Raw genomic sequence first — 24,392 nt, 5'->3', positions numbered from 1 at the left:
GGCGATGACTCTCTCCATCGCCACCTGGAACATCAACTCGGTCCGTCTCAGGATCGACAACGTCAGACGCTATCTGAAGCTGCGCCGGCCGGATGTTCTCTGCCTGCAGGAAACCAAGTGCCCGGACGAGCATTTCCCGCACTTGGCATTCGAAAGGCTGGGATACAAGCATCGGCTGGTCCAGGGCATGAAGTCTTACAATGGCGTGGCGATCCTTTCCAAGGTCCCGTTCACCGCGAACCACATCCATCACCGCTGCGGCAAGGAGGATTGCCGGCACATCGAGGTCGCCCTCGATGTCGGCGGCGATCCGATCCTGCTCGACAATCTCTACATCCCGGCGGGCGGCGACCTGCCCGACCCCGACCGGAACGACAAGTTCGCCCACAAGCTCGATTTCTACCGCGAGATGGCGCACTGGTTCGCCGACCGCAAGCCGGCCTCGGCGGCGGCCAAGGGCTCACGACGAATCGCCGTCGGCGACCTCAACGTGGCGCCGCTTGAGCACGATGTGTGGAACCACAGGCAGCTCCTCACCGTGGTGTCGCATACGCCGATCGAGGTCGAGCTGTTCGGCGGCCTGATGGCCTCGCTAGACTGGATCGACGTGCCGCGCCGCTTCGTGCCGGCCGACCAGAAGCTCTATTCGTGGTGGAGCTACCGCAACAACGACTGGCGCGCCTCCAATCGCGGACGCCGGCTCGACCACATCCTTGCCTCTCCGGCCTTGGCGGGCGCGATCTCCGGCCATCGCATCGAGGTCAATACGCGCGACTGGGAAAAGGCATCGGACCACGTGCCGGTGATGGCAACGTTCGAGGTATGAGGAGACAGATATGACGACGATCCTTGGCGTCCTGATCATCGGTCTGGTGGTGGGCCTGCTCGCCCGCGTCATCACGCCGGGTCCCAATCCGCGCGGCATCATCGTCACGATCGTGATCGGCATCGTCGGCGCCGTGATCGCGACCTACGGCGGCCAGGCGCTCCACCTCTATCAACCCGGCGAGGCAGCCGGCTTCATCGGCTCCGTCATCGGCGCGATCGTGCTGCTGGTTCTGCTCCGGCTTTTCTCGCGCGGCTAAGATCTTCGAGGTTTCCGTCGTCCTGAACGTAGTGAAGGACCTCATCGCCCTGGCTAACACGCACTTTGAAAACTTCTGGCGATGAGATCCTTCGCTGCGCTCAGGATGACACGAGAAGCGCCGGCGATCCGTTACCCGACCCGATAGAGAAAATAACGGTCGGGCGGGACGCCCGGCGGCGCGGGCAGACGGCGCCAGCGCGCCACCTCGAGTGGCTGGTTGGCCAGGATGTAGCCGCCCGAGGCGGCCAGCGTATCGAGCGCCGGGCCGAGCCATTTGCCCATTGCCATGTTAGCCGCATGATCGCCCGTGCCGAGATCGGTGTGAATCAGCGCGGCATGCGCGCCGAGCTGCCTGGCCGCTTCGGGGATCGACTTGCGGGCGTCGCCCAGGAAGAGGTGGCTGTCGGCCGGAACGCAGTCGGGATGGGCCGCCACCTTGCGCTCGAACACGAAGATGTCGCGGCCCGGGAAGAGATCGCGCAGATGGTCGTAGGTGCGGCCGTTACCCAGGCCGACCTCCAGGATCGGGCCCGGCAGCGCGTCGACCTCAGGTTTCAGGTAATTGAGGCAGTCGCGCTGCGCCTGCATGCGCGCGATGAAGCTGTCGAGCCGGCTCATTCTGGAACGGTCGATTGGCGTGGCGTCAGGCGGCGATCCGTCAGGCTGCCTGCCTCGCCGTCGCCTCGCGCAGCTTCTTGTTGGTGTCCTCCACGCGATGGGCGAGCTCGCGCATGACCTCGATCGCCATCTGTGGCACCTCCGCCACCAGGCGATAGAACGTGTCCTTGGAAATCTTCAGCGTGCTGAGCGGCTCACGCGCCTTGATGGTGGCGGTGCGCGGCACGTCGCACAGGATGGCGATCTCGCCAAAGAAGTCGTTCTTCGTCATTTCGGCAACGCGGATCTGGCCCTTGTCGGAGTTGATCAGCACGTCGGCCACACCACCCAGGATCACGAACATGGCATCGCCGGGATCGCCCTGATGGCAGATTTCCTGGCCCTCGGCGTAGTTCACGCGCTCGCTGGTGAAGGCCAGCAGCTTCAGCTTGGCCGGCTCGATCTTGGACAGGATCGGTACACGCTTTAGCAGTTCGACTTCCTCATTGAGGTTCATCGTGTTCTCCTGATCATCCTCGAGCCGACGCCATCAGGCCGACGCCATCAGCTCGGCATACAATCCGCCCCGTTCGGCCAGATCGGCGGGCGGCCCCTGGGCGGCGATCCTGCCATTTTGCATAACGACGATCTGCTCGAACGGTTCGGCCTGGGTCGGCCGGTTGGCGATCCACACCACGCCGCGGTCGCCCATCGTCGCTGACGCCAGAATATTGTCCCGAATTCGATCCTGCGTGCGACCATCGAATGACGCAACCGCCTCATTTACGATCAGCAATTGTGGCCGCTTGATGAGCGCGCGGGCGATGCCGAGCTTTTGGCGCTGCGTCGCCGTCAGGCGCTTGCCGCCGACGCCGACATTGTACTCCAGGCCGACCTCGATCACCGAATTGCGCAAATCGAGCTCGGCCAGCACTTCCGAGATCAGGGTGCCGATCCGCGCCTCCGCCTGGGCCTGGCCGTAGACCAGGCGCCCGAAGAGGATGTTGTCCTGCAGGGTAGCGGCGCTGTTGTAGCGGTCGAAGTCGTAGAACTCGACGGCTTCCCGGAGGCTGGCCGGCAGGCCTTCCTCGAACGCCCGCCGCGCTGCCAGCAGCCGGTCCTCCATCGCCGCGTCGATCAGGCCGAGGCGATGGCGCGCCTCGATATAGCGGAACGGCAGGGTCATGAGACGCCGCCCGTCGCTCTCGGGCACCGCCTCGATGCCCTTGCCGCCGAGCCGCTGCAGCAGCAAACGGACATTGGGCAGCTCGTCGGCGGAGATGAAACTGTACTGCTCGAACAAGGGGTTGTCGGGCGAGAGGTCGGAGAACAGCTCGACCATGGTCTCGGCGATGGCGAGGCCCATGCGCTGCAAATCCCGGACCAGACCGTTCGCCTGCAGGACCGACTCGACATAGGGGTCGGCGGCGATGTTGTCGCCGTCGAAGGTCTTGCCGAGCGGCGTGCCGAATAGCAGGTTTTCCGCCACCGACAGGTTCCGGTTGTAGCGGTCGCCCCGGAAGGTCTCGACCAGCCCGGCATAGGTCTCGTCCTGCTGCAGCCGGCCGTGCATGGCATGGCGGGCCTTGAGGATCTTCTCGGCAAGGTCGGGGCGCTGAGCGGCATCGATCGTCCCGCGCAGGCCGTACGAATAGATGTCCTCGTCGAGCTCGACCTGCTTCAGCGCCTCGACCATGCACGGCAGCAGGTCGGACGGGCCGGTAGCGCCGGCCAGCTCGTAGTCGATCCAGTCGGCATTGGGGTCGAGCGCGGGATTGCCGGCGCGCACCGATTCCTTCCAGAAAGCCTCGCGCAAGGCGCGCGATGCGTCGTCGTAGGTGGCCGGCGTCACCGGCCGGTTCTTGAGCCCGAACAGCAGGTTGTCGCGCACCGACAGCGGGAACAGGTAGGTTTCCTGGCCGATATACGAGGTGCGCGAGCCCAGCACGTACTCGGGGATGCGGAAGAAGTCGTTGCCGTCGATCTTGATCGAGCCGGCACTGGGCAGCATGACGCGGGCCAGCACCTGGCCCAGGACGTCCTTGCCCGAGCTCGACTGGCCGATCACCGCCATCCTGCCGCAGGTCGGCACGACGAGGGAAACGCTGTCGAGCTGCTTCACGCGCCCATCCTCCGACACGGTGACGCCGGCGAGGGCCAGCTCGCGGCCGAGGGGCGGCGGCGGACCGTCGGGGATCGCCTGCAGCTCCTCGGGCATCATGCCCTCGGGCTGGAACTGGTCGATCACCTGCTCGTACTTGATCTGCACATCCTGGCGCTGCTGGTCCCAGTCGATCAGCTCCTTGATCGGCGAGGGGAGATCCTTGTAGGCGAGCAGCACGCCGACCACGGCGCCGACGTCCATCTGGCCGGTGATCGCGAAATAGCCGCCGATCAGGTAGATGGCGAAGGGCGTCGCCTGGGACAGGATATTGTTCCAGAACTTGGCGACAAACTTCTTCTGGTAGAGATCGAACCGGATCTTGAAGATGCGGCCGAGCCGGTCGGAGATGTCGGCCCGCTCGAAGTTGGCCGCGCCGTGGACGTGGATCTCGCTGTAGCCGTCGGCGGTTTCGGCGATGCGGCCGGCCAGCTGGCGCGCCGAGATCTGGCGCTGCCGGCCCAGCACCAGGACCGGTTTGCGCAGCCGCGGGATGATGACCATCTGCACGCCCAGCAGCACCACGACGACGATGCCGAGCAGCCAGTTCTGCAGGACGATGAAGATGATCGCGGTCAGCGCCTGGCCGCCCAAGAACATCGGCTGCACGAACGCGTCGCCGATGAAGCCGCCAAGCGGCTCGACCTCGTCCTTGATCATGGTGGCGAGCTCGGCCTGCTTGACCTTGCGGAAGTGGGCGGCTGGGAAGCGCAGGATGCGATCGTAGAGCTCGTAGCGCAGACGGCGCAGCATGCGCTCGCCCATGCGGCCCTTCTGGGTATTGATGACCTTCTTGAACTGGCCGTTGACGATGACCGCGCCCAGGAAGACGAAGCTCATGACGACCAGGTACTGAAGCTGGTCGACCTGGAAGCCGTCGAACAGGCGAACCACCTTGCCCGGCAGGATGGCCGACAGATCGAACTCCCAGACCAGGAACGGGATCGTCTTGGAGTTCTTGAATGCGTTGCCCTGGATGCCGTTATTGATGACCGACTTCGGCACGGTGAGCGACATGAAATAGAAAATCTGTGCCAGGACGACCAAGGCCAGGATGACGACCTGCTCGGGCCTGCTGTGCCGCCAGATGTATGTGAACAGATTTCGCTGCATCGGAATCCGCGTTGCCGGAGCCGTCCCCACTTAACCTATATTCTATCAGTGCCTTGATTACATTAGATTTTTTGTGTTCGCGGCAGCGATTTGCCGGCCCGCCGGGTTATGGCATAGTCGCCGCGAAATTCACCGGCTGGGGCAGGAGGCGCTTCGGCAACGGGGGAGACAGACCGCATGCCGAACAGCAGCCGATCAAAGCGTGTGCTGCTCTATAGCCACGACTCGTTCGGACTTGGCCATGTGAGTCGTTGCCGGACCATCGCCAATGCCATCGTCCAGGCCGACCACTCCCTGTCGGTCCTGATCCTGTCCGGCTCGCCGGTGATCGGGTCCTACGAATTCCGCTCCGGCATCGACTTCGTGCGCATTCCGGGCGTGGTGAAGATCGAGACCGGAGACTACGACTCGGCCAACCTGCGGGTCGGCGTCGAGCACACGCTGGAGATGCGCACCCGCATCATCCGCGACACCGCCGACATCTACCGGCCCGACCTGTTCATCGTCGACAAGGAGCCGCTCGGTCTGCGCGGCGAGGTCGTCCCGGCACTCAAGCTCCTGAAGGAGCGCGGCACTCCGTTGGTGCTCGGCCTGCGCGACGTCATGGACGACCCGGCGGCCCTGGCCCAGGAATGGCAGCGCAAGAACGTCGTGCCGGCCCTGCGCGATCTCTACGACGAGATCTGGATTTACGGCCTGCCGCAGATCAACAAGCCGCTGACCGGCATCCAGGTGCCCCCCTCGGTGCGGCACAAGATGGTCTATACCGGCTATTTGCGGCGCGACCTGCCGCTGCATGCCGACATCCCGCACGAGATCGAGGAGATCGACGGGCCGTTCATCCTGGTCACGCCGGGTGGCGGCGGCGATGGCGCCGATCTGGTCGACTGGGTGCTGGCGGCCTACGAGAACGATCCGCACATCCCCTACGGGGCGGTGATCGTGTTCGGCCCGTTCATGTCGGCCGCCGAGCGCGAGGCCTTCAAGGAGCGCGCCGCCCGGTTCCCCAATATCCGCACCCTGACCTTCACCAACAACCTCGGCGCCCTGATGCAGCGCGCCGCCGGCGTGGTGGCGATGGGCGGCTACAACACGTTCTGCGAGATCCTGTCCTTCGACAAGAAGGCCATCATCGTGCCGCGCACCAGGCCCCGCCTCGAGCAGTTCATCCGCGCCCGGGCGGCGCGCAATGTCGGCCTGATCGAGATGCTCGACGCCGACCACGGCCGCGATCCGCACGCCATGGCAACGGCGCTGCGGCAGCTGCCGCAGCAGGGCCTGCCGAGCGACGTCGTGGTACCGGGCCTGCTCGACGGCCTGGGCAACGTGTGGCGTCTGGTCGCCAAGCGCCTGGCCCACCCCCATCGTGGCCCGGCCCCGCTCGACGTCGCGGACGCCAATGCCGATCCGGTTGCCGCGCCGCCATCGGCGCGCGCCAGGACCTGATCATCTGGTCGGTTGATGATGGATCGTCGTTCGATGACGGTACCGTCGCAGGCGCGTGTCGCCGTCGTCCTGAAGGGCTGGCCGCGCCTGTCCGAGACCTTCATCGCCCAGGAGATCGCCGGCCTCGAGGCGCGCGGCGTGGCCCTGGAAATCTGGTCGCTACGGCGACCGACTGACAAGGCCCGCCACCCGGTGCACGACCGCGTGGCCGCCCGCACGGTCTACCTGCCCGAATATCTCAAGGACGACCCGCGCCGCGTCCTGGCGGGCTGGGCCGCAGCGCGGCGCCTGCCGGGCTATCCGGCGGCGCGGCGCAAATTCCTGGCCGATCTGCGGCGCGACCCGAGCGCCAACCGAATCCGGCGCTGGGGCCAGGCCTTGGTGCTGGCGGCCGAGCTGCCATCGTCGATCGAACGCCTGTATGCTCATTTCCTGCACACGCCCTCGTCGGTGGCCCGTTACGCGGCGACCATGCGTAGCCTGCCGTGGAGCGTCTCGGCGCATGCCAAGGACATCTGGACCAGCGCACCCCGGGAGATCGAGGACAAGCTTGCCGACTGCGCGTGGCTGGTGACCTGCACCCGGTTGGGTCTCGAGCGCCTGCAGGCGCTGGCCCCTGATCCCGAACGCCTGAAACTCGTCTATCACGGGCTCGACCTTGCCCATCTGCCGCCGCCGCCGATCGCGCGACCGCGGCGCGACGGCGCTGATGGGGCGAACCCGGTGATCATCCTGTCGGTCGGCCGCAAGGTCGAGAAGAAGGGCTACGACGATCTGCTCGAGGCGCTGGCCAGGCTGCCGGCCGGGCTGCACTGGCGCTTCGAGCATATCGGCGCGGGCGAGCTTTCCGAGGCGCTGAAAGCGCACGCCAACCGGCTGGGCATTGCCGCGCGCTGCACCTGGCACGGCGCGCAACCGCAAAAAGGCGTCTTCGCTGCCCTTGCCCGGGCCGACCTGTTCGTCCTGGCCAGCAAGACAGCGGCCGACGGCGACCAGGACGGGTTGCCGAACGTGCTGATGGAAGCTGCGCACCAGGGCCTTGCCCTCGTCTCGACCCGAGCCGCCGCAATCGGCGAGTTCATCACCGACGGCAACAATGGCCTGCTGGTGCCGCCAGGCGCGCCCGACGCGCTGGCCGCGGCCATGGCCCGGCTGATCGGCAATCCCGACCTGCGTCGAAGCCTGGCGCTACGCGCCGGCGAGACCGTGCGAACGCGCTTTTCCTACGACGCGGGCGTCGACTGGATCGCCAAGGCGCTTGGTCAGGAACCGCCGGCCGACGTGCGCGCCGCGGAGTGAATCCTATGCGCGTGCTGTTGCACACGCCACTCAAGCCGCCGGACAGCCCCACTCCCTCGGGTGATCGCGAGATGGCGCGCGGGTTCGCCCGCCTGCTGAGCCAGCTCGGTCATCACGTGATCATGCCGGCGGCAAGCCGCATTGCATCAGGGGTACCACCGGCCAGCGCCCATCTCGCGCTGGAGCGCCGGGCACGGGCGCAGGCGGCGCGCCTGATCGCCCGCTGGCGAGGCTTGCCGGTCGGCCATCCCGAGCGCTTCGATCTCTGGTTCACCTACCATTGCTACTACCGCAAGCCCGACTGGCTGGGCCCCGCGGTCACGCGGGCGCTCGACATCCCCTACGTGATCGCCGAGGCCTCGCACGCGCCGCGCCGCGCCTACGGGGCGACCCGGCTCGGCCATCGCGCTGTCGAGCGCGCCCTCATGGCGGCCGATCTCGTCCTGACGGTCAATCCGCGCGACGTCGCCGGCGTGAAGGCGCGGCTGCGGCCGGGCGGACACCAGGTGCGGCTGCCGCCCTTCCTCGACACGCGCCAATTCAATGCCGCCTGCCCGGGGCGGCCGGCCAACGACCCACCGGTGCTGCTGGCCGTCGGCATGATGCGCCAGCGCGACAAGCTCGACTCGTACCGTGTCCTCGCCCGGGCGCTCACCTTGCTGAAGGACCGGTCGTGGCGCGCCGTGCTGGTCGGCGACGGGCCGGCGCGCGGCGAGGTCGAGGCGGCCATGGCGCCGCTCGGCGAGCGTGTACAGTTCGCCGGCGCGATCGCCCGCGACCATCTGCCGAAAATCTATGCCGTGGCCGACCTTTACCTCTGGCCGGCAATCAACGAAGCCTACGGCATGGCGTTTCTCGAAGCCCAGGCGGCCGGCCTGCCCGTGGTCGCCGGCCGCACCGGTGGCGTACCGGCCGTCGTGGCGCACGAGGTCACCGGCCTGCTGACGCCGGTCGGCGACGCTCCGGCCTTCGCCGATGCCGTGGCGCGCCTGCTCGACACGCCCGGCCAGCGAGCGCGCCTGGCCGCGGCCGCCCGCCATCGCATCGCCGCGCTGCACGACGAGCGCGTGGCGGTCCGCGCGCTTGCGGCCGCCTTGCGGCGGCTGTCATGACCGGCGTGCCATTCGCTATCCTGCGGCACGCCACGACGGCGTGGAACCAGCAGCGCCGCCTGCAGGGCCTGACCGACACGCCCCTGAACGAAACCGGCGAGGCGGACGCGCGCTGCTGGCGCCTGCCCGCGCCGGCCGACGGCTGGCAGCGCCTCAGCAGCCCCCTGCAGCGCGCGCGGCGCACCGCCGAGCTCCTGCGACCGGCGGCCGCCATCACCATCGATCCGGCGCTGCGCGAGATGAGCTTCGGCGCCTGGGAAGGCGCCACGGTGGCGCAGTTGCGCGCCACGGTCGGCGAAATGTTCCTCGACGCCGAGCGCCGCGGCCTCGACTTCCTGCCGCCGGGCGGAGAATCGCCACGCATGGTCATGGCCCGCCTCAAGAGCTGGTCGGCGAGGATTGCCGGGCAGGGTATCCCCGTGGTCGCGGTCTCGCACAAGGCGGCGATACGCGCCCTGTTCGCGCTCGCCACCGGCTGGGACATGGCGGGGCGCCCACCGGAAAAGCTCGACTGGCGGTGCGTCCATTTCTTCGTGGCCCGGGGCGACGGCAGGGTCGCCGTCGATCGCCTCAACGTGCCGTTCGAGCGCGCGCCATGACCGTGCGGGTCTTCTTCTATGTCCAGCACCTGCTGGGGATCGGTCACCTGCGGCGCGCGGCCACGCTCGCCCGCGCGCTCACGGCCGCCGGCTTCGACGTGCTGTTGGTGTCCGGCGGCGCGCCGCTCGACGATTTGAAGCTGGACGGCGTGCGCTTTCATCAATTGCCACCGCTGCGGGCGGCCAACGAAGGATTGAAAGAGCTGGCGCTGCTCGACGGGACACCGATCGATTCGACGTTCCAGGCCGACCGCGCCCGGCAACTGCTCGACCTGCTGCAGCGAGAATCCCCCGACATCATCATCACCGAGCAGTTCCCGTTCGGGCGCACCCAGCTGCGCTTCGAGCTGGTGCCGCTGATCGCGGCAGCGAAGGCGCTGCGCCCGCGTCCCCTGATCGTGTCGTCGCTGCGCGACGTGGTGCGCCGCTCGGCCTCGCCGCAGCGGGTCGCGGAGTCGGTCGAGACTTTCGCCGACTTCGATGCGCTGTTGATCCATGCCGATCCGGCGCTCGTACGTCTCGAGGAGAGCTTTCCCGCCTGGGCGAACGTGGCGGCGCGCGCACGCTATACGGGTTACGTCATGGAAGGGAATTCGGCGCACGAAGGCGCGACGACGGCAGGCACCGGCGAGGTCGTGGTCTCGGCCGGCGGCGGCGCCATTGGCGGCCCGTTGCTTAAAGCCGCCATCGGCGCGCGGCACCTGGGCGCGCTCGCCGACCGGACCTGGCGACTGCTGATCGGTCCAAACATGCCTGCGGCCGACCGCGACCAGATCGAGGCGGCACGCGATGAAGGACTGATCGTCGAGCCGGCGCGTGCCGATTTTCCGGCGTTGTTGCACAATGCAACGCTGTCGATCAGCCAGGCCGGCTACAACACCGTGATCGAAACTGTCCGCCACGCCGACCGCGCCGTGCTCGTGCCGTTCGGAACCGCGCGCGAGACCGAGCAGGTCGACCGCGCCCAGGCGCTGGCCAAGCGCGGCCTGGTGGCGGTCGTCACGCCGGGCACCCTCTCTGCAGTCACTCTCGCCGCCGCCGTCGCCCGGGCGATGGCCGGTCCATCGATCCGCGGCTTTCCGCTGGTAGACACTGATGGCGGCGCGGCGACGGCACGCGCCCTCGGGCAAATGCTGGCAGGTCGCGGCAATGGCTAGCTGGCAGGCGCTCGCCGACGAGGCGCGGCTCTGGGCGGACTCCGGCCGCACCGGCGTCGTGTGGTGGCGCGACGACGATGCCGTCGATGTCGGCCCCGCGCTCGAGCGCCTGCTGGCGATCCGGCAGGAATGGGCGGTGTCCCTGTCGCTCGCCGTCGTGCCGGCACAGGCGACGGCGGCGCTGGCCGCCCGCCTCAGCGCGGCGCCCGATGTCGATGTGCTCCAGCACGGCTACGCCCACGTCAATCATGCGTTGGCGAGCGAGAACAGGAAGATGGAGCTCGGACTGCATCGGCCGGCCATGATGGTGCTGGGCGAGCTCGGCACCGGCTGGCTGGCGCTGGAACGCCTGTTCGGCGCCCAGGCGTTGGCTGTCATGGTGCCGCCGTGGAACCGCATCGCGCCGACGCTGGTCCCCATGCTGCCTGAGATCGGCTTCAAGGGCCTGTCGACTTATGGCCGGCGCCGCCGGCCGCGGCCGGTGCAAGGCCTGCTGGAGATCAACACTCATGTCGATCTGATCGACTGGAAAGGCAGCCGCGGCTTCGTCGGTGAATCGGCCGCCCTTGCCCTGCTGGTTTCTGCACTGACACGTGCGCGCGCCGCTTCGCCGCCGGCTTCCGCCGAACCGGTGGGCGTGCTTAGTCATCATCTTGCGATGGACGGCGAGGGTTGGGATTTCCTAAGGTCTCTCTGGCAAAGAGCAACAATGTTGCCGGGTCTGCGTATCAGTCCGGCGCGCGCGTTGTTCACGACCGAGACGGTATCGACCTCCTCGTTCGTGACAGGGGAGGCAAGCGGTTGAGCACTGCCGATCTGCGCTATCCACGCCAGACGCTGTGGGCCGACTACGTGCGCGCCTCGGCTGGAGCGCTGTTGTGCGGCGGGCCGCTGCTGCTGATCGACGTCAATCGCTGGCTCGGCCTGTTCCTGGCCGCCGGCTTCGTCCTGTTCGCCCTCTTCCTCGGGCGCACCGCGCTGCGTCATCACACCCGGTACCTGCTGGGCGCCGACACCTTGTGCGCCGATGGCCCGGCCGGCGGCATCGTCGAATGGCGCCGGCTCGACCGGCTGAAGCTCAGCTATTTCTCGACCAAGCGGGACCGCTCCGACGGCTGGATGCAGCTCGCTGTTGGCTCGACCGGCGGGCGGACGGTAAAGATCGATTCATCGCTCGACGGCTTTCACGATGTCGTCGAGCGGGCGGCACATGCGGCAGGAGACACAGGCTTGACACTGAGCGAGGCAACGCGGGCAAATCTCAGGGCGATGGGCATCTCCGTGGCAGGCCAGGAACTGACGGTATGACGGACCTGCTGCGCGTCGAAGGACTGACGGTCGATTTTGGAGTCCACGAAGGCACCTTGCGTGCCGTCGACAACGTTTCCTTCGCCATCCCGCCCGGCGGCACGCTGGCCCTGGTCGGCGAATCGGGATCGGGCAAGTCGGTGTGCAGCCAGGCGATCATGGGCCTGCTGCCACGCACCGCGACCATTCCCCAGGGTTCCATCCTGTTCAACGATCCGCGCACGTCGGACGGTCCCATCGACATCGCCCGTCTCGACCGCGCTGGACCGGAGATGCGGACGATCCGCGGCGGCTCGATCTCCATCATCTTCCAGGAGCCGATGACCTCCCTGTCGGCGCTGCACACGGTGGGCGACCAGATCGGCGAGGCGGTCGCCCTGCATGGCGGCCATTTCAGCGCCATGCACCGGCTGGGCGAGCAGATCAGCGACGCGCTGGAAGGCTCCGGCCGCAAGCTGACGCGCCAGCAGATCGACGCCATGACCATCGACATGCTGCGCATGGTCGGCTTTCCCGATCCCAAGCGCGCACTGCGGACCTATCCGTTCGAATTGTCCGGTGGCCTGCGCCAGCGCGCCATGATCGCCATGGCGCTGGTCTGCCGGCCGGCGCTGCTGATCGCCGACGAGCCGACGACGGCGCTCGACGTCACCATCCAGGCACAGATCCTGCGCCTGATGAAGGACCTGCAGAGCGAGCTCGGCATGGCCCTGCTGATGATCACGCACGACCTCGGGGTGGTCGCAAATGTCGCCGACGACGTCGTTGTTATGTATCGCGGCAAGGTCGTCGAATCGGGCGACCTGCACGCCATCTTCCGCGATCCGCAGCACGCCTATCTCAAGGCGCTGCTGCACGCCGTGCCGCGCTTCGACATGGAACCCGGCGAGCGGCTGGTGCCGATTCGCGAGATCACCGCGGCGACCGGCCATCTCCTGAAGGAGAAGGCCGTCTCCAAGCCGACCACGACCTTCAATCCCGAGGCGCCGGTGCTGAAGGTGCGCCATCTGTCCAAGACCTTCCGTATCCGCAAGGCCGACACCTTTCTCGAATCGCTGCTGGGCGGCGGCACGACCCGCACCGTGCGCGCCGTCAACGACGTGAGCTTCGACGTGGTGCGCGGCGAATGCCTCGGCCTGGTCGGCGAATCGGGCTGCGGCAAGACCACCCTCAGCAAGATTCTCATGCGCGGCATCAACGCCGATCCCAACGACGATGCCGGCCGCATCGTCTACGACGATTGGGGCAACAAGGTCGACGTGCTGTCGCTTGCCGGCGGCGAGCTCGACCGCTTCCGCACCAAGCTGCAATTCATCTTCCAGGACCCGTTCGGCTCGCTCAACCCGCGCATGACCGTCTACGACATCCTGGTCGAGCCGCTGATCATCCATAAGATCGGCGACGACGCCTATCGCCGCGAGATGGTGAGCGAGCTGATGGAGATGGTCGGGCTCGACCGCCGCCATCTCAGCCGCTACCCGCATTCCTTCTCGGGCGGCCAGCGTCAGCGCATCGGCATCGCCCGCGCGCTGGCGCTGCGCCCCGACATGGTGATCTGCGACGAGCCGGTGTCGGCGCTCGACGTCTCGATCCAGGCCCAGATCCTCAATCTCCTGAAGGACCTGCAGAAGCAGCTCGGCCTCACCTACCTGTTCATCTCGCACAACCTCGCCGTGGTCGACTACATCGCCGACCGCATCGCCGTGATGTGCGCCGGCCGCCTGGTCGAGCTGGCGCCGGCAGGCGAGCTGTTCCGCAATCCGCTGCACCCCTACACCAAGGCGCTGCTGTCGGCCGTGCCGATGCCCGACCCCGACGCCCGGCTCGATCTCGGCGCCCTGCTGGAAGGCAAGGCATCCGATCCCGGCGCCTGGCCGGAACCGTTCCGCGACACCGGCAAGAACAGCGTGCTGTGGACCGAGGTGTCGCCCAATCACTACGTGCGCCTCGAGCGGGAAGGGGCCTGACCATGCTTCGCTTCGTCGCCCGTCGCATTCTCCTGATGATCCCGACCCTGTTCGTGATCAGTGCCCTGGTCTACTTCATCATCGATCTGCCGCCGGGCGACTGCGTGACCTCGCAGATCGACGAGTTGCTGGCGCGCGGCGATCCCGATGCGATGCGGCGCGCCGACGAGCTGCGCCAGCTCTACGGCCTCGATCAGCCGTTGTGGTACCGCTACCTGCACTGGGTGGCTGGCATCTTCCGCTGGGATTTCGGCTTGTCGTGCCAGGACACGGTGCCGGTCTCCGCGCTGATCGGCGAGCGGCTGGCGCTCACCATCGTGATGGAAACCGCGACCATCGCCTTCATCTGGATCACCTCGTTCATCATCGGCGTCTATGCCGCGACCCACCAGTACAAGCTCGGCGACTATGTCGCCTCGTTCATCGGCTTCGTCGGCCTGTCGGTGCCCAACTTCCTGCTGGCGCTGGTGCTGCTCTATGTCGGCAAGGTCTATTTCGGCCTGTCGATCGGCGGCCTGATGGACCCGGAGTACATCGAGCAACCGCTGAGCTGGGGCAAGGTGGTGTCGATCCTGCAGCACCTGATCATCCCGGTCATCGTCATCGGCATGTCGGGCACCGCCGGCATGATCCGCCGCCTGCGCGCCAACCTGCTCGACGAGCTGCAGAAGCAATACGTCGTCACCGGCCGCGCCAAGGGCCTGCCGCCGATGCGGCTCCTGATCAAGTACCCGCTGCGCCACGCCATCAATCCGTTCGTCGCCGACATCGGCGGTCTGCTCCCCGACGTCATCTCGGGCTCGGTGATCGTTTCGGTCGTGCTGTCGCTGCCGACCACCGGACCGATGTTGCTGGGCGCGCTGAAAACCCAGGACGTCAATCTGGCCGCCACGTTCCTGCTGTTCGTGGCAACGCTCACGGTGATCGGCATGCTGATCTCCGACCTGGCGCTGGCGGCGCTCGATCCGCGCATCCGCTTCGGCGCGACGTCGGAGAAGTGACATGACCGACCGCACGTCGACGCCCCCTGCCGCCGCCCCGCGGGCCAAATCGCCGCACTTCGTCAATCGCGAGCCGTGGGATCCCTACGTCTCCGAGCGCCTGACCGCCGAGCAGGAACGCTATTACATGGCGGGCCAGTGGAAGCTGATGTGGTGGCGCTTCCGCCGCCACAAGCCGGCGGTCGTGTCGCTGATCTTCCTGCTGCTGATGTACGCCTCGACTCTGCTCAGCGAATTCATCGCGCCGTACGATCTGCAGACCCGCCATTCGGCCTACATCTTCGCGCCGCCGCAGCAGGTCCATCTGTTCCACGAAGGCAGCTTCCTCGGGCCGTTCGTCTACGGGCTGAAGACGACACGCGACCCGGAGACCTTGCAGCGCGTCTACACGCCCGATCCCACCAGGCCGCAACAGATCCGCTTCTTCTGCCTAGGCGACCGCTACGAATTTATGGACCTGATCGAGGGGCGTTTCCATTTCTTCTGTCCGCCCGAGGGTGGACAATTGTTCCTGCTCGGCACGGACCGGCTGGGCCGCGACATGTTCAGCCGCATCGTTTACGCAGCACGCATCTCGCTCACCATCGGCCTGATCGGCATCACCCTGTCGTTTGCCCTGGCGCTGGTCCTGGGCGGCCTCGCCGGCTACTACGGCGGCTGGGTCGACAACGTCGTCCAGCGCATCACCGAGATCATCAAGAGCTTCCCCCATCTGCCATTGTGGCTGGCCCTGTCGGCGGCGCTGCCGGTGACCTGGTCACCGCTGCTGGTCTATTTCGGGATCACCATCATCCTGGCCCTGCTCGACTGGCCGGGGCTGGGCCGCGCCGTCCGCTCCAAGCTCCTGTCGCTGCGCGAGGAGGACTACGCCGCGGCGGCGCAGATGATGGGTGCCAAGCCGGGCCGCATCATCGGGCGCCATTTGCTGCCCGGCTTCATGAGCCATCTGATCGCCTCGGCCACGCTCTCCATCCCGTCGATGATCCTGGCCGAGACGGCGCTCTCCTTCCTGGGCCTCGGCCTGCGCCCGCCGATCACGTCGTGGGGCGTCCTGCTGAACGAGGCCACCGACATCAATGTCGTGGCGGTGAACTGGTGGCTGATGTTCCCGGTCGTGCCGGTGATCCTGGTGATCCTGGCCTACCAGTTCCTAGGCGACGGCATGCGCGACGCCGCCGATCCCTACGCGTGACCAACTCATTTCTTCCGGACCGCGAGCGAGACGCTCGCGGTCCGGAAGAAAAAGAGCCGCTGCCTGTTCAATTGTTGCGCCTGCGCTTCGCACATGCGCACAAATGCTCAAAGGGCGAGCACAGGGGCAGCTAAATCGGCACAGGTCGCGGCGATCGCACACGCTGCTATCTACATCTGGTGTGACTAAAAAATCACACTTCCGCCCCAATTGGGACTAGCGACGGCCATGCAGGGTTTCCATGTTCGGGCTGTATCTCCCCCGAACGTGGTCCCCCCAAAACCACGTTCTAGCCTCCTCGGAGGCGCTTGGGCCGTCCTCTCACTCTCCCCCGAGAGGACGGCCTTTTTCTTTGTCGCATGCTAGGACGACCTGTCATGGTGGTCGAGCCTGGTGTCCCGATCCTGGAAGTTTCCGACCTCGCCTGCCGCCGCGGCGGCCGCGGGGTTTTCGATCATCTGTCATTTGCGATGGGCAAGGGCGAGCTCCTGACGTTGCTTGGCCGCAATGGCAGCGGCAAGACCACCCTGTTGCGCGCCCTCGCCCTGCTGGTCCGCGCGGACACAGGCGTCATCCGCTGGCAGGCGGCCGACATCAGGCGCGAGCCGGAGGACTGGCGCCGCAAGGTGGCTTGGCTCGGCCATCTCGACGGCCTCAAGGGCGACTTTTCCGTCCGCGAGAACCTGCTGGCCGCGGAGCGTCTGCGCGGCGCAGCGCCGGCCGAGGATCGCGTCGACAGCGCCCTGGTCGCGTTCGATCTGCCGGCGCTGGCGTCCCGCGCCGTCCGCAGCCTGTCGGCCGGCCAGCGGCGACGGACGGCGCTTGCCCGCGTCCTACTCGCGCAGGCGCCCGTGTGGCTGCTCGACGAGCCCTTGAATGCCCTGGACCAGCCGGCGCAGCAGGCCTTTCATGCCGTCTTGCAGGCTCATCTCGACGCTGGCGGCCTCGCCATTGTCGCCACCCATGCGCCGCTGGGGTTGGCCCGAGGCCGCAGCCTCGAGCTGAACGCTCCCGGGCGGGCCACTCCCGCTTGGGGTTCCCCATGAGCGGTTTCGTGGCCCTGGTCGTCCGCGACCTGCAACTGGTGTGGCGACGGCCGGGCGACGTCGCGGTCGTGCTGGCCTTCTTCGTCGTCGCGACGTCCCTGTTCCCCCTCGGCATCGGGCCGGAGACCAACCTGTTGGCACGCATCGCCGCCGGCGTGCTGTGGTGCGCCGCGCTGTTCGCCTCGCTGCTCTCGCTCGAGCGCCTGTTCGCGGCCGATTACGAAGACGGGACTCTCGACTTGCTGTTGCTGGCGCCGTGGCCGCTCGAGCTTGCCGCACTCGCCAAGTGCCTGTCTCACTGGATTGTGACCGGCCTGCCGTTGGCGGCCCTGGCGCCCGTCCTGGGTGTCGCCTTCGGCCACGCCGGCACCACGCTTCTCGGCCTGTCGGCGACCTTGCTGATCGGCACGCCCACCTTGTCGCTGATCGGCGGCCTTGCCGCGGCGCTGACGCTCGGAGCCCGGCGGGGCGGGGCTTTGCTGGCCCTGCTCGCCTTGCCGCTCTGCGTGCCGACGCTGATCTTCGGCACCAGCGCGATCGAGATGCTGGCGACCGGCGACGACTTTGCCGCACCCCTGCTGGTGCTGGCGGCGCTCGCCCTGGTGGCGCTGGCGACGACGCCGTGGGCCATGGCGGCGGCCTTGCGGCAGGCTGGCGAATAGACAAAATCGCCGGCGGAACGGAAACCAATCCCCGATGGTCGACCTCCATTTCCTTGCCAACCCGGCGCGCTTTCGCCGCTTCAGCCAGCGCGTCCTGCCAGGCCTGACGCTGGCCACGGTGCTGTGCCTGGGGATCGGCCTCTACCTTGCCCTGCTGGGCTCGCCGCCCGATTATCAGCAGGGCGAGACCGTGCGCATCATGTTCGTGCATGTGCCGTCCGCCTGGCTGTCGATGGCCGGCTATGCCTTGCTCGCGGCGCTGGGGGCGGCCTTGCTGGTGTGGCGCCATCCCCTGGCCGCGCTGATGGCGCGCGGCGCGGCGCCGGTCGGCGCCTGCTTCGCGCTCACCTGCCTGCTCACCGGCTCACTGTGGGGCCGGCCGATGTGGGGTACCTACTGGGTGTGGGACGCGCGGCTGACGTCGATGCTGCTGCTGTTCTTCCTCTATCTCGGCCACATCGCGCTGACGCACGCCTTCGACGACAGCGAGCGCGGTGATCGCTCGGCCGCCATCCTGGCGCTGGCCGGCGCAATCAACTTGCCGATCATCAAGTTCTCGGTCGATTGGTGGAACACGCTGCACCAGCCGGCGTCAGTCGCCAAGCTCAGCGGGCCGGCCATACATCCCACCATCCTCATGCCGCTGCTGTGGATGGCGGCTGCCTTCACCCTGCTGTTCATCCTGTTGGTGCTGGTGCGCACCGAGACCGAGATCGATCGCCGCCGCCTCGAGATCGCGGATCAGGCCGCATGAGCAGCTACGCGGTCTTCATCCTGTCCGCCTACCTGGCGGTGCTGGTGATCCTGGGGGGGCTCACCATCGCCTCACTGAGCGCACGCCGCCGCGTGCGTCGCGAGCTGGCGCGCCGCGGCCTCGAGCGGCAGCGCGCGGGAGCGACCTCGTGATCCCCAAGCGCCGCCGCCTGTGGTTGCTGGTCGGGTCGCTGGCGGTGCTGGGCGCCGCCGCCACGCTCGTGCTGACCGCGTTGAACGACAATCTGGTATTCTTCTATTCGCCCTCGCAGGTGGCCGAGAAAGGCATCGCCCCCGATCGCCGCTTCCGCCTGGGCGGACTGGTCGAGGCGGGCAGCGTGCAGAAGAACGGCGAGGAAGTGCGCTTCACGGTCACCGACACACAGAAGACCATCTCTGTCGTCTATCGCGGCCTGTTGCCGGACCTGTTCCGCGAAGGCCAGGGCGTGATCGCCGAAGGCGTCCTGCGGGCCGACGGCGTGTTCGTCGCCCGCGAGGTCCTGGCCAAGCACGACGAGAACTACATGCCGCCCGAGGTCGCCAAGGCCATCAAGGAGGCCGGGCAGTGGAAGGACAAGAAGTGACGCGCGCGGTGGAGCTGCGCTCGTGATTCCTGAAGTCGGCCATTTCGCGCTGATTCTGGCGCTGTGCGTCGCGCTCGTGCAGGGCAGCCTGCCGCTGCTCGGCGCCGCGCAGGGCGATCAGCGCCTGATGGCGCTCGGCCGCACCGCTGCCCTGACGCAGGCCTTCCTGGTCATCCTGGCGTTCGGATCGCTGACGCAGGCCTACGTGACATCGGACTTCTCGGTGGCCAACGTCGTCGCCAACTCGCATTCGGCCAAGCCGCTGCTCTACAAGATCTCCGGCGTGTGGGGAAACCACGAGGGCAGCATGCTCCTGTGGGCGCTGATCCTGGCGCTGTTCGGCGCCGCGGTGGCGATCTTCGGCAGCACGCTGCCCGACACGCTGCGCAGCCGTGTGCTGGCGGTGCAGGGGCTGATCGGCGTCGGCTTCCTCGCCTTCCTGATCTTCACCTCCAACCCGTTCGAGCGCCTCTTGCCGGCGCCGCCGGACGGCAACGGCCTCAACCCGCTCTTGCAGGATCCCGGCCTCGCCTTCCACCCGCCGCTGCTCTATCTCGGCTATGTCGGCTTCTCGGTGACCTATGCCTTCGCCATTGCCGCGCTGCTCGAGGGCCGTGTCGATCCGGCCTGGGCGCGCTGGGTGCGGCCGTGGACCTTGGCGGCGTGGTGCTTCCTGACGCTCGGCATCGCACTCGGCAGCTGGTGGGCCTACTACATTCTCGGCTGGGGCGGCTTCTGGTTCTGGGACCCGGTCGAGAACGCCTCGTTGATGCCGTGGCTCGCCGGCACCGCGCTGCTGCACTCGGCGATCGTCGTCGAGAAGCGCGACGCGCTGAAGAGCTGGACCGTCCTGCTGGCCATCCTGGCCTTCTCGCTGTCGCTGCTCGGCACCTTCCTGGTGCGCTCAGGCGTGCTCACCTCGGTGCATGCCTTCGCCCAGGACCCGGCGCGCGGCCTCTACATCCTGGGCTTCCTGATCGCGGTGACCGGCGGCGGCCTGGCACTCTACGCTTGGCGGGCGCCCAGCCTGCAAGGCGGCGGCCTGTTCCAGCCGATCAGCCGCGAGGGCGCGCTGATCCTGAACAACCTCCTGCTGTGCACGCTCGCCGCCACGGTGCTGCTGGGTACGCTCTACCCATTGTTTCTCGACCTGCTGACCGGCGCCAAGGTGTCGGTCGGACCGCCGTTCTTCAATGCCACCTTCGTGCCGATCTGCGCGCCCCTGTTCGCCGCGCTCTGCGTCGGTCCGTTCCTCGGCTGGAAGCGCGCCGAGCTGTGGCCCGCCCTGATGCACCTCAGGCTGGCGTTCGTCGTCGCGGTGATCGCCGCGATCGTCGCCGCCATCGTCGTCGACAGCCGCTCCGCCCTGGCGGCGATCGCCTTCGGCTTCGGCGTCTGGCTGATCGCCGGCAGCCTGGTCGAGCTGGCGCAGCGCCTGCGGCTCGGCCGCGCGCCGCTTGCCGACTCGCTGCGCCGGCTCAGGGCGACGCCGCGCGCCAGCCTCGGCATGACGATCTCGCACTCCGCGCTGGGCTTCGTCGTGCTGGGCGCCGTGGCAACGGCGGCGTGGCACAGCGAGCTGATCCGCACCGTGAAGACCGGCGAGACGATGAGCTTCGCCGGCTACCAGGTGACGCTGCAGCGGGTCGAGACCGTGCAGGGCCCGAACTACGTCGCCGAACGCGCGACGCTCGCCGTCACCCTGGACGGCAGGCCCTACACGATCCTGCAGCCCGAGCGTCGCCTGTTCGTGGTGCAGCGCCGCCAAGTCGCCGAGACCGCCATCCAGACCAACCTGCTGCGCGATTTCTACGCCACGCTCGGCGAGGGCGATGCGACAGCGGGCTGGGTGATTCGCCTCTACCTCAATCCGCTGGCGCCCTGGATTTGGCTGGGCGCCGCCCTGTGCGCCTTCGGCGGCTTCGTCTCGCTGTCGGATCGCCGCCTGCGGATCGGCGCACCCTCGCGTCTGCGGCCTGCAACGGTACGCTCATGAGCCGCCGTCTCCTGTTCCTGCTGCCGCTGCTGACCTTGGCGCTGATGACCGGCTTCTTCGCCTGGTCCTTGCTGGCCGGGCGCGATCCCGCCTCGATCGGCTCGGTCATGATCGGCCGTCCGGCGCCGCGCCTCGACCTGCCGGCGATTGCGCCGGGAGAGCCGCCGCTCGACGACGCGATGCTCAGGACCGGCAAGCCCGTGCTGGTGAATTTCTTCGCGAGCTGGTGCGCACCCTGCCTGGCCGAGCACCCGCTGTTCATGCGGCTCCGGGACCGCGAGGGCGCGGCCATCATCGGCGTCGCCTGGAAGAACAAACGCGAGGACGCCACCGCGTGGCTGAAGCGCCTGGGCGATCCCTTCAAGACGGCCGGCCTCGATCTCGAGGGCAAGACGGGCCTCGACTGGGGCCTGAGCGGCGTGCCGGAAACCTATGCCATTGACGGCAACGGCATCGTGCGCCTGCACTTCCGCGGGCCCATCACCGAGCGCGACCTCACCGACTCGATCCTGCCGTTCCTCAAGGGGACGAAGTGAGGTTGCCGTCTCCCCCGGCGCTGGGCGCCTTCGTCCTGGCGTTCGTGCTCTTCATCGGCGCCTGCCTGGCCGTCGAGCCGACCGAGATTCTGAAGGATTCGGCGCTCGAAGCGCGCGCGCGAACGATCGGCCAGGCCTTGCGCTGCGTCGTCTGCCAGAACCAGTCGATCGACGATTCGTCGGCCGAGATGGCGCGCGATATGCGCCGCGCCGTGCGCGAGCGCCTGGCGGCCGGCGACAGCGACGACCAAGTGTTCGCCTACATGGTGGCGCGCTACGGCGACTACGTGTTGCTGAAGCCGCCCTTCAAGGCCGGCACGCTGGTGCTGTGGCTCGGCGGCCCGCTTCTGCTGATCGTCGCCGGTGGCGCCCTGCTGATCGCCGCACGCCGCCGCACGCGGCGCATCGTGACGCCACCGCAGCCGCTCAGCGCAGAGGAACGCCAGCGCCTCGACGCGTTGCTGAAGCCCTGATGCTGGAATTCGCCCTCGCGCTTCTCGCCACGGCCACGGTTGGCGTGCTGCTGATCCCGCTGCTGCGCGCGCCGCGCCGCTCAGCCGGTCGGCTCGACGGCGAGCTGGCGATCTATCGCGACCAGCTCGACGAGATCGAGCGCGAGCGCGCGGTCGGCGCGATTGCCGAGAGCGACGCCGCCGCGGCCCGTCTCGAGATCGAACGCCGCGCGCTTGCCGCGGGCGATCAGACAGCCACCAGGCTGACGATCGCTCCGGCCGACAACGTGCTGCACAAGATCCTGTCGCCGGCGCTCGCGCTCGCGATCCCGCTGCTGGCGCTCGGGCTTTATCTGCACCTCGGTCGGCCGGGCCTGCCGGCGGCACCCGCCATCACCGGCGCGACGCGACCCTCGCAGACAGCCGAGCCGATGGACGTCGCCCGCCTGGTCAAGATGGCGCGGGACCGCGCCGCCGCCCAGCCCGACGATGCCGAGGCGCAATCGGCGCTGGGCGAGGCGCTGACCCTCGAAGCCGACGGCACGGTGACGGAGGCCGCCGTCGCCGCCTTCCGGAAGGCCGCCGCCCTCCAGCCGGGCGATGCACGTGCCATCTACTATCTCGGCCTGCACGACGCGCAGAGCGGCGACAGCCGCGCCGCCGTCGCGCGCTGGCGCGAGCTCGAAGCCAAAAGCCCGCCCGACGCCCCGTACCTGCCGATGCTGCGATCGGAGATCGCCCGCATCGCCAGGGCTGCGAACATCGAGGTGCCGGGCGCGCCGCAGTCGGCCATGCCCCAGCCCTCGCGCGAGCAGCAGGACGCGATGGCAACGCTCACGCCCGAGCAGCGCCAGCAGGCGATCCGCGGCATGGTCGAGGGCTTGGCCGCGCGCCTGAAGGACAATCCGCAGGACCGCACCGGCTGGCTGCGACTGGCCAATGCCTGGAAGGTGCTGGGCGAGAATGCCAACGCGGTCGACGCCTACGCCCGGGCCGACACGCTGGCGCCGGTCGATGCCCGCCTGCTCGCCGACTGGGCCGAGTCGCATGTCCGCCAGCTCAAGCCGGGCGAGACGCCGTCGCCCGCCGCGGTCGCCGTGCTGCAGCGGCTGGAGAAAGCCGAGCCGCGCAACGGCCTCGCCCTGTTCTATCTCGGCGCCGCCGCCTTTGCGGCGGGCGACAGGAAGGCGGCAGCCGAGCGCTGGAAGACGCTGCTCGCCATGCTGCCGGCCGATGCACCGATCCGGGCGATGCTCGAGGAGAGGATCAAGGAGGCGGAAGGGGCGCCCAAGTAGTTAGCCCGATGCCTGTACGATCGGGATGAGGACGTTCGCCCATCTTCCACGCTCATTGTCTGTCGGGATATGCGGCAGGATCTCAGCGGTGGTGCGCTCATGCAACTGAGGGCCTTGAAGGTCCCAAATGTGAAAGTGGTACGCAGCTCCAAACTTTTTCGCCGTCTCCCACTCATTGCGCGACAACCAGAACCGCAACGGCGAAGCAATCGTTGATTTCACCTCGATCAGGCGTGCGATGGGCTCTTCTATTCCGGGATCGAACGACCGGATGTCATAGCCAGCGGTGTTGTCTTCGATTGACATCCAGACGGGCGATCGATTGATCCCGAGCTGCGCAAGGCGCTTGGTTTCATGGTACGCGTTCGGTGAAGGCCGCGGTATCAACGGTTGAAGCGGTTGGGCGAATCTGATCTGCGACCTACGCGGCGGCCTTCAACGGCGATCGCAGTTGCTTCCAGTTCCAGGGCAACAGGTCGTGGATGCGCTTGGCGGGGTGATCCTGCAGGCGCGTCAGCACGTCGGTGAGCCAAGCCTGTGGATCGACATCGTTGAGCTTGCAGCTCTCGATCAAGGTGTAGATGGCGGCAGCGCGCTGGCCACCGGCGTCGGAGCCGGCAAAGGTCCAGTTGTGGCGGCCGACGGCGACACAGCGCAGCGCCCGCTCGGCGGCATTGTTGGTCATGCACAGCCGGCCGTCGTCGAGGAAGCGGGTCAAGGCCTGCCAGCAATTGAGGCTGTAGGCGATCGCCTTGGCGAGCTTGTTGTGCGCAGAGAGCTTGGCGTAATTCTCGCGCAACCAGGCTTCCAATGCCGCGACTCGCGGGCGACTGCGCTCTTGTCGGACCTTGCGCCGCGCGTCGGGTGACAGCCCGTTGATGTCGCGCTCGATGTCCAGCAGGGCATCGATGCGGGCCACCGCCTCGATGGCGATCGGCACCTTGTTGAGCCGCGCCACAGGGCTGAGATTACTCCGCCCGAGTCGAAGAACTTGCGCCGCGCATGAGCCTTATGTGGTGCACCACATAA

General features: G+C 67.8%; 25 protein-coding genes and 1 pseudogene. 21 read left to right on the top strand and 5 right to left on the bottom strand.

Annotation, left to right across the window (positions count from 1 at the left end; genetic code table 11):
• Window positions 1-4: 4 nt before the first annotated feature.
• Both ACILR9_RS07395 and ACILR9_RS07390 read left to right on the top strand, forming a co-directional pair.
• Window positions 5-826, top strand: a complete 822-nt coding sequence (locus ACILR9_RS07395) for an exodeoxyribonuclease III (protein ID WP_395709265.1) — start codon at window positions 5-7, stop codon at window positions 824-826.
• Between the two features lie 10 nt (window positions 827-836).
• On the top strand, window positions 837-1,085 hold the full coding sequence (locus tag ACILR9_RS07390; RefSeq protein ID WP_395709264.1) for a GlsB/YeaQ/YmgE family stress response membrane protein: 249 nt from the start codon (window positions 837-839) through the stop codon (window positions 1,083-1,085).
• Between the two features lie 131 nt (window positions 1,086-1,216).
• On the opposite strand, the gene ACILR9_RS07385 is transcribed toward ACILR9_RS07390, so the two are convergent.
• The 3 genes from ACILR9_RS07385 to ACILR9_RS07375 are packed head-to-tail and all read right to left on the bottom strand — an operon-like array spanning window position 1,217 to window position 4,958.
• Entirely contained in the window at window positions 1,217-1,705 is a 489-nt protein-coding gene (locus ACILR9_RS07385) for a class I SAM-dependent methyltransferase (protein WP_395709263.1), read from the bottom strand.
• A 40-nt stretch (window positions 1,706-1,745) separates the two neighbouring features.
• Window positions 1,746-2,201 carry a cyclic nucleotide-binding domain-containing protein gene (locus ACILR9_RS07380; RefSeq protein WP_395709262.1) on the bottom strand — a complete coding sequence of 152 codons (456 nt, stop codon included), beginning with the start codon at window positions 2,199-2,201 and terminating at the stop codon, window positions 1,746-1,748.
• Window positions 2,202-2,234: 33 nt separating this feature from the next.
• On the bottom strand, window positions 2,235-4,958 hold the full coding sequence (locus ACILR9_RS07375) for an ABC transporter transmembrane domain-containing protein (RefSeq protein ID WP_395709261.1): 2,724 nt from the start codon (window positions 4,956-4,958) through the stop codon (window positions 2,235-2,237).
• A gap of 177 nt (window positions 4,959-5,135) precedes the next feature.
• Between ACILR9_RS07375 and ACILR9_RS07370 the strand changes: the two genes are divergently transcribed.
• From ACILR9_RS07370 to ccmI, 19 genes are all read left to right on the top strand, one after another.
• A complete protein-coding gene (locus tag ACILR9_RS07370) occupies window positions 5,136-6,404 on the top strand; it encodes a glycosyltransferase family protein (protein WP_395709260.1) in 1,269 nt (422 codons plus the stop codon).
• Between the two features lie 33 nt (window positions 6,405-6,437).
• Entirely contained in the window at window positions 6,438-7,703 is a 1,266-nt protein-coding gene (locus ACILR9_RS07365) for a glycosyltransferase (protein WP_395709259.1), read from the top strand.
• A 5-nt stretch (window positions 7,704-7,708) separates the two neighbouring features.
• Window positions 7,709-8,815, top strand: coding sequence for a glycosyltransferase family 4 protein (locus tag ACILR9_RS07360; RefSeq protein WP_395709258.1), 1,107 nt, complete (start codon window positions 7,709-7,711; stop codon window positions 8,813-8,815).
• Complete coding sequence (locus ACILR9_RS07355) at window positions 8,812-9,414, top strand: histidine phosphatase family protein (protein WP_395709257.1); 603 nt, start codon at window positions 8,812-8,814, stop codon at window positions 9,412-9,414. Before ACILR9_RS07360 ends, ACILR9_RS07355 begins: the two co-directional genes overlap by 4 nt.
• On the top strand, window positions 9,411-10,571 hold the full coding sequence (locus ACILR9_RS07350; RefSeq protein WP_395709256.1) for a glycosyltransferase family protein: 1,161 nt from the start codon (window positions 9,411-9,413) through the stop codon (window positions 10,569-10,571). The genes ACILR9_RS07355 and ACILR9_RS07350 overlap by 4 nt, the downstream gene beginning before the upstream one ends.
• The gene (locus ACILR9_RS07345) at window positions 10,564-11,376 is read left to right on the top strand and encodes a polysaccharide deacetylase family protein (protein ID WP_395709255.1); all 813 of its coding nucleotides are present in this window, start codon (window positions 10,564-10,566) and stop codon (window positions 11,374-11,376) included. Before ACILR9_RS07350 ends, ACILR9_RS07345 begins: the two co-directional genes overlap by 8 nt.
• Window positions 11,373-11,879, top strand: a complete 507-nt coding sequence (locus ACILR9_RS07340; protein ID WP_395709254.1) for a hypothetical protein — start codon at window positions 11,373-11,375, stop codon at window positions 11,877-11,879. The genes ACILR9_RS07345 and ACILR9_RS07340 overlap by 4 nt, the downstream gene beginning before the upstream one ends.
• On the top strand, window positions 11,876-13,846 hold the full coding sequence (locus ACILR9_RS07335; RefSeq protein ID WP_395709253.1) for a dipeptide ABC transporter ATP-binding protein: 1,971 nt from the start codon (window positions 11,876-11,878) through the stop codon (window positions 13,844-13,846). The genes ACILR9_RS07340 and ACILR9_RS07335 overlap by 4 nt, the downstream gene beginning before the upstream one ends.
• Window positions 13,847-13,848: 2 nt before the next feature.
• The gene (locus tag ACILR9_RS07330; protein WP_395709252.1) at window positions 13,849-14,847 is read left to right on the top strand and encodes an ABC transporter permease; all 999 of its coding nucleotides are present in this window, start codon (window positions 13,849-13,851) and stop codon (window positions 14,845-14,847) included.
• 1 nt (window position 14,848) lies between these two features.
• A complete protein-coding gene (locus ACILR9_RS07325; protein WP_395709251.1) occupies window positions 14,849-16,039 on the top strand; it encodes an ABC transporter permease in 1,191 nt (396 codons plus the stop codon).
• A gap of 377 nt (window positions 16,040-16,416) precedes the next feature.
• Complete coding sequence (gene ccmA, locus ACILR9_RS07320; protein ID WP_395709250.1) at window positions 16,417-17,085, top strand: heme ABC exporter ATP-binding protein CcmA; 669 nt, start codon at window positions 16,417-16,419, stop codon at window positions 17,083-17,085.
• The gene (gene ccmB, locus ACILR9_RS07315; RefSeq protein WP_395709249.1) at window positions 17,082-17,747 is read left to right on the top strand and encodes a heme exporter protein CcmB; all 666 of its coding nucleotides are present in this window, start codon (window positions 17,082-17,084) and stop codon (window positions 17,745-17,747) included. Before ccmA ends, ccmB begins: the two co-directional genes overlap by 4 nt.
• Window positions 17,748-17,781: 34 nt before the next feature.
• On the top strand, window positions 17,782-18,501 hold the full coding sequence (locus tag ACILR9_RS07310) for a heme ABC transporter permease (RefSeq protein ID WP_395709248.1): 720 nt from the start codon (window positions 17,782-17,784) through the stop codon (window positions 18,499-18,501).
• A complete protein-coding gene (ccmD, locus tag ACILR9_RS07305; RefSeq protein ID WP_395709247.1) occupies window positions 18,498-18,653 on the top strand; it encodes a heme exporter protein CcmD in 156 nt (51 codons plus the stop codon). Before ACILR9_RS07310 ends, ccmD begins: the two co-directional genes overlap by 4 nt.
• On the top strand, window positions 18,650-19,084 hold the full coding sequence (gene ccmE / locus ACILR9_RS07300) for a cytochrome c maturation protein CcmE (RefSeq protein WP_395709246.1): 435 nt from the start codon (window positions 18,650-18,652) through the stop codon (window positions 19,082-19,084). Before ccmD ends, ccmE begins: the two co-directional genes overlap by 4 nt.
• Window positions 19,085-19,106: 22 nt before the next feature.
• Window positions 19,107-21,080, top strand: a complete 1,974-nt coding sequence (locus ACILR9_RS07295; RefSeq protein ID WP_395709245.1) for a heme lyase CcmF/NrfE family subunit — start codon at window positions 19,107-19,109, stop codon at window positions 21,078-21,080.
• Window positions 21,077-21,616, top strand: a complete 540-nt coding sequence (locus tag ACILR9_RS07290) for a DsbE family thiol:disulfide interchange protein (protein ID WP_395709244.1) — start codon at window positions 21,077-21,079, stop codon at window positions 21,614-21,616. Before ACILR9_RS07295 ends, ACILR9_RS07290 begins: the two co-directional genes overlap by 4 nt.
• Window positions 21,617-21,636: 20 nt before the next feature.
• Window positions 21,637-22,089, top strand: coding sequence for a cytochrome c-type biogenesis protein (locus tag ACILR9_RS07285; RefSeq protein ID WP_395709275.1), 453 nt, complete (start codon window positions 21,637-21,639; stop codon window positions 22,087-22,089).
• Entirely contained in the window at window positions 22,089-23,363 is a 1,275-nt protein-coding gene (gene ccmI, locus ACILR9_RS07280; RefSeq protein WP_395709243.1) for a c-type cytochrome biogenesis protein CcmI, read from the top strand. Before ACILR9_RS07285 ends, ccmI begins: the two co-directional genes overlap by 1 nt.
• Here the strand turns inward: ccmI and ACILR9_RS07275 are convergent, their stop codons facing one another.
• Window positions 23,364-23,750: a DUF3883 domain-containing protein gene (locus tag ACILR9_RS07275; protein WP_395709242.1), complete on the bottom strand. Its 387-nt coding sequence runs from the start codon at window positions 23,748-23,750 to the stop codon at window positions 23,364-23,366.
• Between the two features lie 34 nt (window positions 23,751-23,784).
• Window positions 23,785-24,300: pseudogene (locus ACILR9_RS07270) on the bottom strand (transposase); the annotation flags it as partial.
• Between the last annotated feature and the right edge of the window lie 92 nt (window positions 24,301-24,392).

Source organism: Reyranella sp., assembly GCF_044224635.1.
GTDB lineage: Bacteria > Pseudomonadota > Alphaproteobacteria > Reyranellales > Reyranellaceae > Reyranella.
Note: the sequence above shows the minus strand (reverse complement) of the source record. Positions and strands in the feature narration are given on the sequence as shown.

What these genes read in the sequence shown, in the direction of transcription:
- ACILR9_RS07395 (WP_395709265.1), top strand. Translation starts at nt 5, where the DNA reads ATGACTCTCTCCATCGCCACCTGGAACATCAACTCGGTCCGTCTCAGG.
- ACILR9_RS07390 (WP_395709264.1), top strand. Translation starts at nt 837, where the DNA reads ATGACGACGATCCTTGGCGTCCTGATCATCGGTCTGGTGGTGGGCCTG.
- ACILR9_RS07385 (WP_395709263.1), bottom strand. Translation starts at nt 1,705, where the DNA reads ATGAGCCGGCTCGACAGCTTCATCGCGCGCATGCAGGCGCAGCGCGAC.
- ACILR9_RS07380 (WP_395709262.1), bottom strand. Translation starts at nt 2,201, where the DNA reads ATGAACCTCAATGAGGAAGTCGAACTGCTAAAGCGTGTACCGATCCTG.
- ACILR9_RS07375 (WP_395709261.1), bottom strand. Translation starts at nt 4,958, where the DNA reads ATGCAGCGAAATCTGTTCACATACATCTGGCGGCACAGCAGGCCCGAG.
- ACILR9_RS07370 (WP_395709260.1), top strand. Translation starts at nt 5,136, where the DNA reads ATGCCGAACAGCAGCCGATCAAAGCGTGTGCTGCTCTATAGCCACGAC.
- ACILR9_RS07365 (WP_395709259.1), top strand. Translation starts at nt 6,438, where the DNA reads ATGACGGTACCGTCGCAGGCGCGTGTCGCCGTCGTCCTGAAGGGCTGG.
- ACILR9_RS07360 (WP_395709258.1), top strand. Translation starts at nt 7,709, where the DNA reads ATGCGCGTGCTGTTGCACACGCCACTCAAGCCGCCGGACAGCCCCACT.
- ACILR9_RS07355 (WP_395709257.1), top strand. Translation starts at nt 8,812, where the DNA reads ATGACCGGCGTGCCATTCGCTATCCTGCGGCACGCCACGACGGCGTGG.
- ACILR9_RS07350 (WP_395709256.1), top strand. Translation starts at nt 9,411, where the DNA reads ATGACCGTGCGGGTCTTCTTCTATGTCCAGCACCTGCTGGGGATCGGT.
- ACILR9_RS07345 (WP_395709255.1), top strand. Translation starts at nt 10,564, where the DNA reads ATGGCTAGCTGGCAGGCGCTCGCCGACGAGGCGCGGCTCTGGGCGGAC.
- ACILR9_RS07335 (WP_395709253.1), top strand. Translation starts at nt 11,876, where the DNA reads ATGACGGACCTGCTGCGCGTCGAAGGACTGACGGTCGATTTTGGAGTC.
- ACILR9_RS07330 (WP_395709252.1), top strand. Translation starts at nt 13,849, where the DNA reads ATGCTTCGCTTCGTCGCCCGTCGCATTCTCCTGATGATCCCGACCCTG.
- ACILR9_RS07325 (WP_395709251.1), top strand. Translation starts at nt 14,849, where the DNA reads ATGACCGACCGCACGTCGACGCCCCCTGCCGCCGCCCCGCGGGCCAAA.
- ccmA (WP_395709250.1), top strand. Translation starts at nt 16,417, where the DNA reads ATGGTGGTCGAGCCTGGTGTCCCGATCCTGGAAGTTTCCGACCTCGCC.
- ccmB (WP_395709249.1), top strand. Translation starts at nt 17,082, where the DNA reads ATGAGCGGTTTCGTGGCCCTGGTCGTCCGCGACCTGCAACTGGTGTGG.
- ACILR9_RS07310 (WP_395709248.1), top strand. Translation starts at nt 17,782, where the DNA reads ATGGTCGACCTCCATTTCCTTGCCAACCCGGCGCGCTTTCGCCGCTTC.
- ccmD (WP_395709247.1), top strand. Translation starts at nt 18,498, where the DNA reads ATGAGCAGCTACGCGGTCTTCATCCTGTCCGCCTACCTGGCGGTGCTG.
- ACILR9_RS07290 (WP_395709244.1), top strand. Translation starts at nt 21,077, where the DNA reads ATGAGCCGCCGTCTCCTGTTCCTGCTGCCGCTGCTGACCTTGGCGCTG.
- ccmI (WP_395709243.1), top strand. Translation starts at nt 22,089, where the DNA reads ATGCTGGAATTCGCCCTCGCGCTTCTCGCCACGGCCACGGTTGGCGTG.